Source organism: Paenibacillus sp. FSL H8-0259 (assembly GCF_037963255.1).
Lineage (GTDB): Bacteria > Bacillota > Bacilli > Paenibacillales > Paenibacillaceae > Paenibacillus_AQ > Paenibacillus_AQ phytohabitans.
Map to the genome: position 1 here is coordinate 2,215,658 of NZ_CP150147.1, position 13,619 is coordinate 2,229,276.

Below are 13,619 nucleotides of genomic sequence, written 5' to 3' on the forward strand. Positions count from 1 at the left end.
GGGTGCATGCGGAATTTATCCTTATGCGGCAAATGGCTGTTTGCTGGCATGATAAAGAGAGTTTATGTTAGCGAGTCCTAAAAGCAGGGGAAGAAGGAGGGAAATGAAAGAAAAAATCCCGGTTTAACCGCGGTTTCTTTTCACCAGTATATAGGACTACCTTCATGCAGAGCAATTGCTGAAAAAAATAATAAGCCTCATCATCTCCTGCTGCCGGGTTTACGGGTCGTCAAGCGAACCGGGAAACCGGGAAGGAAATTGCTTGAGACATATAACGTGCTACTTATACGAAGATTTATGTATAACTGACTACTATAAGTATTCTACCCTTGAGACCTATTACCCACATTTATTGCAAACGATACCCTCCCGGGATCAATTAAAAGTTAATTTTGCTGAAACAGCTCCAGTTTACCCGGAGGGGTTGGATGGAACAGGAAAATCCGCCAGCCTCAACCAAATGTGAGACGGACGGATGGAGTAAATAAGATATAAGGCTCGTTAATACAGGAATGCTAATCGTTTCGCAGCGCGTAGATAGGCCGCATCCTGGCTGCCTTGTTAGCAGGGATCATTCCGAAGACAACTCCGATGATCAGGGAGAATGTGAAGGAGATCAGGACCATGTTCCAGGATGTCGCCACATTCATGGTTGTATATTTCCCCACGGCCCAGCTGGCACCAAGCCCCAGCCCGACTCCGATCAGGCCCCCTGTTCCGCTTAAGACTACAGACTCAATCATGAATTGCATCATGATGTTGATTTTTTTGGCCCCGATTGCCTTGCGGATTCCGATCTCCCGCGTCCGCTCGTTAACGGAGACAATCATGATATTCATGATTCCTATGCCGCCGACGAACAGGGAAATGCCGGCAATGCCGCCAAGTGCCATAGAGAGCGTATCACTGGTCTCGTTTACCGTTTCCAGCATTTCCTGAGAATCGAAGACAGAGTAGGAGTTCTCCGCACCGCTGAATTTGGCATCGAGCGTAGACTCCAGCTCGGTTTTTACATCCTCCACATTATCGTTGGAAGTAGTTGTGATGGTAATCGAGCGGACCCCCTTACTCTGCAGGAACCGTTCAGCGGTTGAAATAGGAATCAGAATCTTCTCGTCGCTGGAGCCGCCGCTGGTTGAGCCTTTGCTCTCCAGCAGACCGACGATTTTGAAGCTGCTTCCGTTGAGCTGTACCTTTTTGCCCACAGGGTCATCCGTGCCGAACAGATCCTCAGCCGTATCTGTTCCGATCAAGGCTACCTTTTGACGGTAATCTGTATCAATCTCCAGCAGAAACCGTCCGGATTGCACATGGAAATCCTGGACTTCCTCATAGGCAGGTGTTATCCCTTCAACGGATACTGAAACGTTCTCGGTCCCATTCTTGGCGGTAACATTCCCCGTGATTACGGGAGATACATTCTCCACCCCTTCAATCTCTCCAAGTGCCAGAGCTTCCTCGTAGGTTAAGGAAGTCGTTGCCCCGCGTCCCATAATGTTAACCGTCAGCTGGTTGGTTCCAAGAGAGCTTAAGGATTCCGTAATCTGCGAAGTCGTACCCTGTCCTACCGAGACGAGGGCGATTACTGAGGATACACCGATAATGATGCCCAGCATTGTGAGGAAGGCTCTGATTTTACTGCTGAGAATACTTTTAAAAGCCATTTTCATGCTTTGATACAACATCATGAGTGGGACACCTTCCGATCCTCAACGAGATCCCCGTCCTGAATCCGGATAATCCGTTTGGCCTGCTCGGCGATTTCAAGGTCATGCGTGATTAGAATAATAGTATGTCCCTGTTCATTAAGCGCCTTGATCATCTCCAGAACTTCCTTACCTGTCTTGGAATCAAGCGCACCAGTCGGTTCATCGGCAAGCAGGATAGGAGGAGTGCCGGCAAGGGCGCGGGCGATTGCCACACGCTGCTGCTGACCCCCGGACAGCTCGGACGGACGATGATCAATTCTGCTCTCCAGGCCTACCCTGACCAGAGCATTGCGGGCAACCTCTCGGCGTTCCCGGTGAGACATTCCCCGGTAGATAAGGGGCAGCTCCACATTCTCTACTGCCGATAATTTCGGCAGCAGATTGAAGTTTTGAAAGATAAAGCCGATTTTCTCGTTGCGGATCTGGGCCAGCTTGTTGTCTGACAGCTTGCGGATTTCCTGGCCGTCCAGGAAATAATCACCTTCATTAGCAACATCCAGGCATCCCAGCATGTTCATTAGGGTCGACTTGCCCGAGCCTGAGGGTCCGATGATCGCAACAAACTCACCGTAATCGATGTTGAAGGTCAGGCCCTTGAGTATCGCCATTGATTCTCCGGCCATGGTATAGCTGTGCTGCATGTTCTGAACCCGGATTAACGGTTCGGAGGTGCTCATCGTCCGCCACCGCCTCCGGAGAAGCCGCCTCCGCCGCCCGTCATTCCGCCCCCAGCACCGCCGCCAGTGAAGCCGCCGGTCATTCCGCCACCGCCGAAGCCGCCGCCCATACCGCCTTGCATCTGTGTCTGCTGGGTGGAAGTGTTGCCTGTAGAGATCACAGTAGGAATGATCACTTCATCACCTTCATTTAAGCCGCTCACGATTTCGATGCTGCTCTCATTGTGGATGCCTACCTCTACGGCAACCCGTTTCTGGCCGGATGCTAAGCTTGCTGCGGTTCTGCCGCCGGATGCGCCGCCCGGGAACTCGCCTCCGCCGTAGCCGCCACCACCACCGCCGCCGTAACCGCCGCTGCGCATGCCCCGGCCGCCGGTCTGGCCTTCTCCGCCTTGCCATTCACCGCTAGGAGGGCCGCCTGCCACATCACCGCTCGGAGCCTGACCGCCCGCCGCATCACCGCTCGGAGCTTGCCCGCCTGCCACATCACCGCCCGGAGCCTGACCGCCCGCCGCATCGCCGCTCGGAGCCTGACCGCCCACCAAATCGCCGCTCGGAGCCTGACCGCCTGCGGCACCGCTGTCCGTTGCCGCAGATTCTCCGCCTTCGGTCACAGGTACATTCACGTAGTATTTGCCGTTCACTTCGGATACCGCCTCGATCGGCACGGTCAGAATATCATTTTTCTCTTCAATGGTAATCGCCACTTCTGCGGACATGCCGACCAGTACTCCCTCAGAGTTATTCAAGCCTACAGTGACATTGAACAGGGAGACGCCGTTTGAGGAGGTTCCTTCCTTGGCGATATCAATAACCTTGCCGGCAAACTCTTTATCCTCAAGCGCATCCAGCGTAATCGTTGACACCTGATCCAGCTTGATCTGAGGAATATCCAGTTCATCCACCTGTACAGTTACGCTCAAATTAACGTAGTCAGTCATGGTGAACAGCTCTGTACCATTCTGAGCCTGTTCGCCGTCCGTAATATTTACAGCTGTAATCGTTCCGTCGATAGGAGCCGTTAACGGATCTGGCGGAACCATATCCTCATAGATGGCAGCAATGGAATCCTGTTGATCGGCAATATCGCTTTTGGCTTTATCAATAGCTGTTTTTGCCGATTCCAGCTCTTCATCTGTAGCATTATTCATCGCGATCGTTTTGTAGTTTTCCTGCTTGTTCGTAAGCTCGGTTTTGAGGTTCTCCAGCGATTTGTTGGCTTCCTTCAGCTTGTCGTTGAAATCGCCCGCCACAAAGGTAATCAGCACATCGCCTTTTTTGACGACATCGCCTTTTTTAACCATGACTGTATCCACTTCACCGGCTTCTTTGGTGCGGATGCTCTCACTGTTGATTGCCGAAACGGAACCAGAGCCGGAGACACCAACGAGGATATTTCCCTTGGTCACCATTGAGGTGTTCATGGGAGCGGCATTGACCTGCGGGTTCTGATCCGGCCATAATACATAGCCCAGAATACCTGCAATAGCAATAACAACAACGGCTGAGGCGATAATCATTTTCTTCTTCTTTTTCATTCCGATCCTCCATCTTACTCAAATAATATAAGGGGCCAGGTGTACCTGAGAATCTTACGAACCGCTTGCTTCGGTGCTGCCATTGCCTGCGGCCGCTGTAGTGCCGGTATCCGTAGTTGAAGCTGCTTTGGTCACAACATCGACGGAGTAGACCTGTCCGCCAAGCTCTGTCCGCTGGCCTTGGAATTCGTCGTACAGAGTGAGCTTGTAAGTGCCTCCGCTTAAGTTCTTGAACAGTGAGTTGGTAATGGTCGTTGTGTAGGAGCCATAAGTTCCTACTGCCAAATCCGTTCCAAGGGACAGCGTTTTCTCGAAATATTGTCCATACGGGTCAGTAATGTGCAGAATCAGCTTATGGTCGAATGGTCCCATCTGGTAAGTTGTATCCCGCGAGAGATTGTAGTTAAATGCCAATGCAAGACTGGTGGTGCCTGATGTAATGGTGCCTGTAGAATTTGATATGGCCAGCGTGTAAGGATACAGGGACACAGAAGTCAGGTTACCAGCAGGCGTAGGCACCACAGGAGCCAGTGTCAGTGCTGATGTATTCACATAAGCTGTAGCCGCGGTTCCGGCTGAAGTCAGCTTACCGTCTGCAATCTCCTGGCTGACATACAGCTGGAGGCCGTTTGTGTCCACGGCAGCCGGTATATTAGCCCAGAATGTAACCAGAGTCTTGCCTGCCGGACTTGTGGAACTCTCCGACTGGATCGCAGTTGCCTCGAAATACTGTCCGTCTGCGGTTTTGAATTGTCCATACAGCCGGGAGAGGTCAGTCTGCCGGGTTTCTTCACTGTTCATTTCTACTTCACTGTATATGAGGTTATTGCTGGTTCCGCTGTATACAAGGGTTGAACGTTCCTTCACGCTGGCTTTTTTACCGGTCGATGTAATCTTGAACGATTCACCCACAGCCAGAGGCGTAATACCGCTGCTAAGCCCATCCGTTGTGCCAAGAGAGAGGAACTGGGTAGTGCTGGTGCCGGAAGTTTCTTGAAGAATGATCTGGGCCTGGCTGAAATCGAGCGTATAAGGCACGCGGGTAAGAACCGAGACTTGCGTGCTGGCTCCAGGAGCAAGAACCGTGCTGGTACTCTCCGTATATAGCTGTGAGGACGAGCTCAAATCCGTCAGGTCCACTTTCAGCACACCGGTAAGTGCAGGCAGAGTAATTGTTTTGGAGGAATGATTGCTGATGGTGACCTTAGCCTGTACGATATCTTCGCTGCCCCACGGCAGACGCTGCAGGGAATTCAGTGTGACGCCAAAGGTGCCGTAGCTGTTGGTAATGCTGTTCTCTGTAGCGATGTGAGTATTGCCTGCCAGGGAATAAGGGATTTTGAAATAGGCTACAGGCAGTGTTACTTTACTTGAACTGGTGCTGGTCTCACTGCTGCCATTGCTGCTGTTGCTGCCGGTGCTACTGGTGCTACTGGTGTTACTGGTGCTGCTGCCCGCAGGGGCAACCATTTGCAGTTCGAGCGTATCCTGAGCCAGCTCAAGCGGAACGCTGGCGGTTAGTTCAATCAGCTTCTCTTCCAGCGGCTTTAAGGTAAGGGAGCTGAATGCAGTTGTTGTTACCGGGAAGGTATAGCCTTCAGCGGATTTGACAGCAAGCTCATACGCAGGCAAAGTCACTGCTTTGGTGCCGGCATTTTTAAGGGTGAGCTGATAACTCCATACGGCATTGCCATTGTCTGCATGCACACTTGCGTCCGCGAGCTTCATGTCTACAATATTGCTGTCGATGGAGATCTTCTTGGTATAGCCGGCCGCCACGGTGAAATCAGCTGTACCCGCAGCAGGAAGGGAATAGGAGGAGACCGGAAGATAGAGCTTCAGCCCTTCATCCAGCTTGGCGATCTGCAGCGTCATCTTGGTGACGTTCATGTAGGAGGGAATCTCAGTCATATAGTAGAGCGTCTTCTTCTCCTGGGGCTGAATCTTGTATTCGGAGCTGCTGTCATCCAGCGTGAGCGTGAAGGTAGAGCCGCCCGAGGATTTCAGGTACAGGCTGTAGCCCGGGTCTGTGAGTACTTTGGTGCCCAGATTCGTTATACTGAGTCCAACCTTGGCATAGACCTTGCCGTTATATTTGTAGATTTGTGCAGACTCAGCTTTGGTGTTGACCGGTATGCTGCCAAGTTCAACTTTGCGGGTCTCACCTGTAAGGGCGGACAGCGAGTAGTTAGAAGGAACGGTAAAAGTGCCTATGCGCTGTTCATAATTGGCGGCACTGAAGTTCCAGCCGTACATGTTGACTTTAAGCCCTTTGGCCGAGGCGGCTGTTCCAATATTCGCATAATATGTAATGCTGGTGCTCTGCTTCGCAGCGATCTTTTTGACAGCACTGTCTGCGCTGACCGGGATTCCCTTAATGATGCTGCCGCCGGCAGTCACGATTTTGGAGAAATAATTGACCATATTGACGCTGCTGCTTGCATTGTTAGTATAGGTGAGTGTATAAGTAAGAATATTTCCGCCGGTTTGGCTCTGAATGCCTACATTGCCCAGCTTCACACTAAGCGTGGTGCTGAGCTTGATTGCGCTGAGGCCTGTAAGACTGGAGACTTCCGTTACTGTGGCAGCTGTTTTGGCAGTGGTTGTACTGGCCGAGGCAGCAAACGCCGTGGTTCCCGCGCTCCCCGCGAGTTGACTTGCAGCAAATGTACTGAGTAACAGCAGAACAAATGCTTTTCTTCGTTTAAGCATGAATTTCCCTCCCTGTATAAAAGCCGATACTATTCAAAAGCCGCCCTGTTCTAATGAGGACAGCCAGGCTTATCTCAAAAGGGAAAATATCAAATTCGGCTGAACGTTCGCTGAAAAAAAGCCCCCAAAACCGCGCTGAAGCTTAAAGGAAGCTTAAAGGAAGATAAAAATTAACCTAAAATTGTGCAACTTGTCAAAAGCGCCGTTATTGCATATAATAAATAGACATATCTTCCGAACTGGAAGATCGAATGTATTTGACACAATCCGCATAAATGCATTGATGGAGAAGAGTACGTAGTGCCTGGCTTACAGGGAGGAAGCGCCGCAGATTGAGAGCGTTTCTAAGAGAGCAGAGCTGCCGAAGTTCACTCCGGAGCAGTTCCCTGAATTCCATTCAAGGCTTCCTTGAGGGACACAGTAGGGGATACCGGCCGCAGACCGTTATTTCTGTTAAAGTGAGACAGGTCTCCGCCGGTCCGAAAGAGGGAATATTGCTCTTAAGGGAAGCGTCGCAGCCGTCTAACAAGGGTGGTACCACGGTCTTTTCGTCCCTTTACCGGGAGGAAAGGCCTTTTTTTGTTGACAATACGAGATTTAAGGGGGCAGTACAAAGCATGAAAGAGAAATTGGAAGCATTGAAGGCCGAGGCATTGGCTAAGCTGCAGGAGGTAACCGATCCGCAGATTCTGAATGATTTGCGCGTCAAATACCTTGGCAAAAAAGGTGAGCTTACGGAGGTTCTGCGCGGTATGGGCGGACTCAGCGCGGAAGAACGCCCGGTGATCGGCCAGGTGGCCAATCTGGTGCGCAGTGCCATTGAAGAGGTAATCGGCTCTAAGCAGGAAATCTTCCAGCAGCAGGAGACACAGAACCGCCTGAATGCGGAGAAGGTCGATGTGTCGCTGCCGGGCCGCGGCCTGCCGCAAGGCGGTATTCATCCGCTGAACCGCGTAATTCAGGAGATTGAGGATATTTTCATCGGCATGGGCTACCGGATTGAAGAAGGTCCGGAAGTAGAGTCAGACTACTATAACTTCGAGGCTCTGAATCTGCCGAAGAACCATCCGGCCCGCGATATGCAGGATTCCTTCTATTTAACAGAAGATCTTCTGATGCGCACACAGACTTCTCCGGTGCAGGTCCGCACCATGCAGGCTATGAAGGGCGAAACTCCGGTCAAAATCATCTGTCCGGGCAAAGTATTCCGCCGCGATGACGACGATGCGACCCACTCCTTCCAGTTCCATCAGATTGAAGGCCTGGTTATTGGCCGCAATATCCGCATGAGCGACCTGAAGGGCACTCTGCTGCAGTTCATGAAGGAGATGTTCGGTCCTACAGCAGGCATCCGCCTGCGTCCGAGCTTCTTCCCGTTCACCGAGCCGAGTGTTGAGGTAGACGTGAGCTGCTTCAAATGCGGCGGCGAAGGCTGCCGTCTCTGCAAGCAGAGCGGCTGGCTGGAAATCCTCGGTGCCGGCATGGTACATCCGAATGTGCTGCGGATGGGCGGCTACGACCCTGAGATTTACAGTGGCTTCGCTTTCGGCGTAGGCGCAGAACGGATCGCGATGCTGAAGTATGGCATCGATGACATCCGCTACTTCTACACGAATGATATGGGTTTTGTGAAGCAGTTCAAGGGGATTTAGAGATTTGGCGGGTGTGCGTGGTGCGGGATTGGATATTGGCAAGCCGGATGGATGACGGCTGTTCTATAGAATTGACTGTAATAGAAGGACCGGAGGGGAATTTTGGAACTGTAGGAGCGATAGCGTCCGCCTTTGTCACCGGATTTCAACCGTGAAAAGCGGTATAAATGAAGAAATCTGGGGACAACAGCGGCTGGAAGTCCAAATATTCTCTGTAGGAACACTGCTTTACAGAAATTTTAATAGAACGAAGTTGGCATCGTGGCTTGTTCCTTATCCGTTTCCGCAAGCCAAGCATAGGGCGGCATGGAGATAAATACATCTGAAACAAAAGGAAGTGTGCGAAAATGAAAGTATCAACCGCCTGGCTGGCTGATTATATATCGCTGGACGGGGTGACCGCTGATGAACTCGCGGACAAAATCACTACCGCCGGCATTGAGATTGACGGAGTTGAACGCCGTAACAAAGGGATTTCCGGAATCGTAACCGGCTATGTGAAAACCAAAGAAAAACATCCGGACGCCGACAAGCTGAACATCTGCATCGTGGATGCCGGACAGGGCGAGGATCTGCAGATTGTCTGCGGTGCCAAGAATGTCGCAGCGGGACAGAAGGTTCCGGTCGCACTGGTTGGCGCTAAGCTGCCCGGACTGGAAATCAAGAAAGCTAAGCTTCGCGGCGTGCTGTCGCAGGGGATGATCTGCTCGGCCAAAGAGCTGGGGCTGAACGACAAGCTGCTGCCCAAAGAGCTTCAGGAAGGCATTCTCGTATTGCCTGAGAATACGGAAGTCGGCCAGGATATTCTGAAGGTGCTTGGCCTGAACGATGAGATCCTGGACTTCGATCTGACCCCTAACCGCTCCGACTGTCTGAGCATGATCGGTGCTGCTTATGAAGTGAGCGCAATTCTGGGCCGTGACCTGCAGCTGGCAGATCCGGCGGCAGAGCTTGTGGAAGCAGGCGGACGGGCAGCGGATTCCATCACTGTCAATATTGAAAATGAAGAATACTGCAGCCATTATGCAGTGCGTTATATTGCCGGAGTGAAGACAGCTCCATCCCCGCTGTGGATTCAGAACCGCCTGATGGCGGCCGGGGTACGCCCAATCAACAACATCGTCGATATTACCAACTATGTGATGCTGGAATACGGACAGCCGCTGCATGCGTTTGACGGCGATCAGCTGGCAGGCGGAACGATTGGTGTACGGTTCGCTCATGAAGGCGAGCTGCTGACAACACTTGACGGCCAGGAGCGCAAGCTGGAGCCGCAGATGCTTGTCATCGCTGACGGGTCAGGAGCTATCGGCCTGGCTGGCGTTATGGGCGGATTATCGACTGAGGTTACAGCAAATACCGTCAATATCGTATTGGAATCCGCCAAATTCGACGGCGGGACTGTACGCAAGACCTCGCGTCAGCTGGGTCTGCGTTCTGAAGCTTCCCAGCGCTTCGAGAAGGAAGTCGATCCGAATGCCGTCATTCCTGCACTTAACCGTGCAGCTGCTCTAATCGCCCGCTATGCCGGCGGCTCTGTGCATGAAGGTATTGTTCAGGCAGGCAGTGCCTCTGCCGGGGAGAAAGTACTGACCCTGTCGCTGGAGAAGCTGAATCAATATCTGGGTACCGAGCTGTCTTTGCTGGAAGTGAAGACCCTGTTCGGCCGTCTGCACTTCAAGTGCGGTGATGCTGCCCAGGGAATCGTTGAAGTTCAGGTTCCCACGCGGCGAGGCGACATCAGCTATGATGTGGATCTCATAGAAGAGATTGCCCGCCTGTACGGATATGACAACATCCCGACAACCCTAATTGAAGGGACTACTACACCGGGGGCACTCACCAGAGAGCAGTTCCTGCGCCGTGAGCTCCGCCGCCTGCTGGCTCTTGGCGGGTATCAGGAGGTTATGGGCTATTCCTTCATCCAGCCGGAACAGAGCAAGCTCTTCCCGGCACTTGCGGACGGCAAGCTCTCCGTGAAGCTGGCGATGCCGATGAGCGAGGAACGCAGCGTGCTGCGTACCAGCCTGCTGCCGCAGCTGCTGGACATTGCCCTCTATAACACCAACCGCCGTCAAGGCGATCTGGCGCTGTTCGAAATCGGCAATGTTTTCTTCACCGATGAAGAAGTGCTCACCCGCCAGCCCGGTGAACTGCCGGTACTTGGACTGCTGCTGAGCGGCACCCGTGCTGCCAAGCAGTGGAACGTAGCGGCTGAGCCTGTAGATTTCTTCGATCTTAAGGGGGCGCTTGAAACTGTATTTGCCCACCTTGGCCTTACGGACCGCATAATCTATGAAGGGGATGCTCCTGAAGGCTACCATCCGGGACGCTCTGCTTCGGCCTACCTGCTGCAGGCTGAAGGCCGCGATAAGATCGGTACCATCGGACAGCTGCATCCGGAACTTCAGCGCCAGATGGATCTGGAGGATACTTATGTAGCTGAAGTGCTGCTACAGCCGCTATATGATGCGGCGCGTGCCCAACTACAGTACAGTGAGCTTCACCGCTTCCCTGGGATGGAACGGGATATTGCGGTAGTTGTAGACGCAGAAGTTCCTGCAGGGCACCTGATAGCTTCCATCCGTGAACATGGCGGAACACTGCTGCAGAATGTGCAAGTGTTCGATGTCTACACCGGCGGCAAAATGGAAGCTGGAAAGAAGAGCGTAGCCCTCTCGCTGCTGTACCGTCATACGGACCGTACACTTACCGATGAAGAGGTTGTGGAAGTGCATGACAGAGTCGTTTCTGCTCTGGAGCAAACTTTTGGCGCAGAATTAAGAAAATAGCAGGAATTGTGCAAAGCCGCAGCGAATCCATTTAGAAACCGATTCGCTGCGGCTTTGCTGTACCCTTGTGAAGTACGGAGTCCGGTTTAAATCTATGAAATGAACACGTTTTTTTTGCCAAAGGTTAAGGAATAACGCTACAATAGCAGTAAGGAAATCAGCTTAGAATCCGCACACATACAAAGGAGGGCACAACTGTGGCTATGGACCGGACTCGTGTCGCCGTGGAGATATACGGAACTTCCTATAAACTTGTCGGAAGCAGCACTGAATATATGAAGCAGGTTGCCCGTTATGTCGATGAGCATATGCGTGCAATATCCAAATCACATTCCAGACTGGATACCCCGCGGATCGCGGTGCTTGCAGCTGTACATATGGCAGAGCAGGCTATCCAGGTTCAGGATTTCAAGAATGAATTGAATATGCTGACCGGTGAACGTACCGAGCTGCGCGTGGAGGTATCACGCCTTCAGGAGGCGCAGCGCGAACGGCAGGAAGAATACGAGAAGCTTGAAGCGGCTGCCAAGGAAGAAGCGGCGCGGCTGATTGCCGCCGTGGAAGAAGAACGCGCGAGGCATCTGGAGCTGCAGGAGCAGGAACGCCAGATGCACGCACAGCTGCTGGAGGAAGAGAAGCAGGCTGCTGCTTCCAGCCGCGGGCAGCTGACAGATGAACTGCAGGCGCGCGAAGCGGAGCTGAAAGCGCTGCGGGAGACTTACGAAGCAGAGCAGGCTGCAAGCCGCGAAGCTTCAAGACAGGAGCTGGAAGCGGCTGAAGCGTTACGGCTGCAGCAGCTTGAAGAGCTGAAGGACGCTCATCTGCAGGAGCTGGAGCAGCTTCGGGAGACACTGACCCGTGAGAAAGCGGAGACGTTGGCAGGTCTGGAGCAGGAGCTGATCCAGACCCGGGAGTCTATGGGCAGTGAGATTGTTGAGATCCGTACCACCTTGAGCAAGGAGCTTGCCGATACCAAGGCAGCACTCACCAGTGAGCTCAGCGGAGAGCGCGAAGCGCTTGAGAAGGAGCTGGCCAAGAATAAGGAGCTGCGGCAATCCCAGGGGACGCAGGAGCACAGGCACAAGCAGCAGCTTCAGGAGCTGGAGAAGCAGCTTGGTGAGCTGCGCGGCGGAACCGGGCAACTGCAGTCCCGGCTGCGCGCGGCGGAAGCCGGGCTCAAGGGCGAGCGCGATGCGCGCCTGACGCTGCTCGCGCAGTACGAAGCTGTGCTGAAGCGGGAAGAGCAGCTTGGCGAAGAGCTGCGCCTTGCGGCAGAGCAAGGGCAGCAGCATAGCGCAGAGCTGGAGGAAGTGCGCCAGCGTTACGTGCAGGCGCAGGATGAAGCAGCGGGACTTAACAGTGCGCTGCAGGAAACAGCGGACAAGCTAAGTGCAGCACTGGAAGAACTGCAGACTGCCAATGAGCTCAGCGGTCTGCTGAATGATGAGCTGGAGGGGCTGCGCCAGCGTTATGAGCTGTCGCAGGAAGAAGCGTCGTCTCTCCGCAAATCTCTGCGGGAGACGACGGATAATCTGAGCCGGACACAGGCGGAATTTGACCGTACCGCGCTCGAAGCCAGCTCCTGGCAGGAGCTGGCGAACAAGCATATGGAGGATATCGGCGAGCTGGAGATGAACCTTCTGGAAGCCGGGGAGAAATCGGCAGCGCTGCAGCGTGAAGTCGAGACCCTCCGCGGACAGGCGGATGGAATGGTGCAGCAGCTTGACCTGGAAGCCCAGCTTCGTGCTGAGGCAGAGCAGGAAGCTGCCCTTCATCAGGAAGCGGCAGAGGCAGCCCGTAAGGAACTGGCGGCGCTGCGCGGCCGCTACGAAGAGCTGATCGCCCAGTATGATGAAATTCTGCAGGATGGCGAACAGCTGAAGGAACGTTATGAGCTCCTGGAAGCTGAAGGCGAGGAAGCTGCGCGGCGTCTGGAAGAGCTGTACGAGGCGGGCCGCGAAGCTGCCGCAGCGGCGGCGGAGCAGCAGGAAGCGCTCCGCGAGACCAGGGAGTACGAAGCTTCATGGAAGCAGAAGTACGAAGAGCTACAGCAGCGCGAGCAGCAGTGGAGCGAGCAGGAGGCGAAGCTGCGTGAGGAGATTGAGATCTGGCAGCAGGAAGCCGGGGACGCTGAAGCCCAGGCGGAATCCGTGAGCCGCTCGCGCAGCGAGACCGCGCAGCAGCTTGGGGAGATCGGCGAGAGCTACGAGCTCGTCCAGGGCCAGTTGCGTCTGGTTCAGGCCCAGTTCGAGCTGCAGCAGGGTGAGCTGGACAAGCTCTCCCAGGAGCACCGCAGCCTGCAGGCGGAATATGCCAAGCTGCAGAGTGAATATAATGAATGGATTCAATTGATCGAACAGGACAGTTGAATGGCGGATGCATTAACGAAAGAGCTGTTTTAAGCAGGGTGCTGCTTGGAACAGCTCTTTTGCTGTTTAGGGGGAGTCCCACCGAGTCCACCTGAAGTGAATGGTAAGGAGAATCAAAACAACCTTGATTTCTTCAGAAGCGGACCAAAGGGCGGGAATGAAGAGCCAAA

General features: G+C 53.6%; 7 protein-coding genes. 3 read left to right on the forward strand and 4 right to left on the reverse strand.

Annotation, left to right across the window (positions count from 1 at the left end; genetic code table 11):
* Nucleotides 1-515 precede the first annotated feature (515 nt).
* From NSU01_RS09395 to NSU01_RS09410, 4 genes are read right to left on the reverse strand one after another with little or no spacing between them, the layout of a single operon-like run.
* Nucleotides 516-1,688, reverse strand: coding sequence for an ABC transporter permease (locus NSU01_RS09395; protein ID WP_076242619.1), 1,173 nt, complete (start codon nt 1,686-1,688; stop codon nt 516-518).
* Nucleotides 1,685-2,386 (reverse strand): ABC transporter ATP-binding protein, encoded by a 702-nt coding sequence (locus NSU01_RS09400; protein ID WP_076242620.1) that lies wholly within the window; start codon nt 2,384-2,386, stop codon nt 1,685-1,687. The genes NSU01_RS09395 and NSU01_RS09400 overlap by 4 nt, the downstream gene beginning before the upstream one ends.
* Entirely contained in the window at nt 2,383-3,924 is a 1,542-nt protein-coding gene (locus tag NSU01_RS09405; RefSeq protein ID WP_076242621.1) for an efflux RND transporter periplasmic adaptor subunit, read from the reverse strand. Before NSU01_RS09405 ends, NSU01_RS09400 begins: the two co-directional genes overlap by 4 nt.
* 54 nt (nt 3,925-3,978) lie before the next feature.
* Entirely contained in the window at nt 3,979-6,636 is a 2,658-nt protein-coding gene (locus NSU01_RS09410) for a hypothetical protein (protein ID WP_076242622.1), read from the reverse strand.
* A 617-nt stretch (nt 6,637-7,253) separates the two neighbouring features.
* Here NSU01_RS09410 and pheS point away from each other — a divergent pair.
* The 3 genes from pheS to NSU01_RS09425 all read left to right on the forward strand — a co-directional run bounded on the left by pheS (nt 7,254) and on the right by NSU01_RS09425 (nt 13,449).
* Nucleotides 7,254-8,288 carry a phenylalanine--tRNA ligase subunit alpha gene (pheS, locus tag NSU01_RS09415; RefSeq protein ID WP_076242623.1) on the forward strand — a complete coding sequence of 345 codons (1,035 nt, stop codon included), beginning with the start codon at nt 7,254-7,256 and terminating at the stop codon, nt 8,286-8,288.
* 347 nt (nt 8,289-8,635) lie between these two features.
* Entirely contained in the window at nt 8,636-11,080 is a 2,445-nt protein-coding gene (gene pheT / locus NSU01_RS09420) for a phenylalanine--tRNA ligase subunit beta (protein ID WP_076242624.1), read from the forward strand.
* 197 nt (nt 11,081-11,277) lie between these two features.
* Nucleotides 11,278-13,449, forward strand: a complete 2,172-nt coding sequence (locus NSU01_RS09425) for a cell division protein ZapA (protein ID WP_076242625.1) — start codon at nt 11,278-11,280, stop codon at nt 13,447-13,449.
* Nucleotides 13,450-13,619 lie beyond the last annotated feature (170 nt).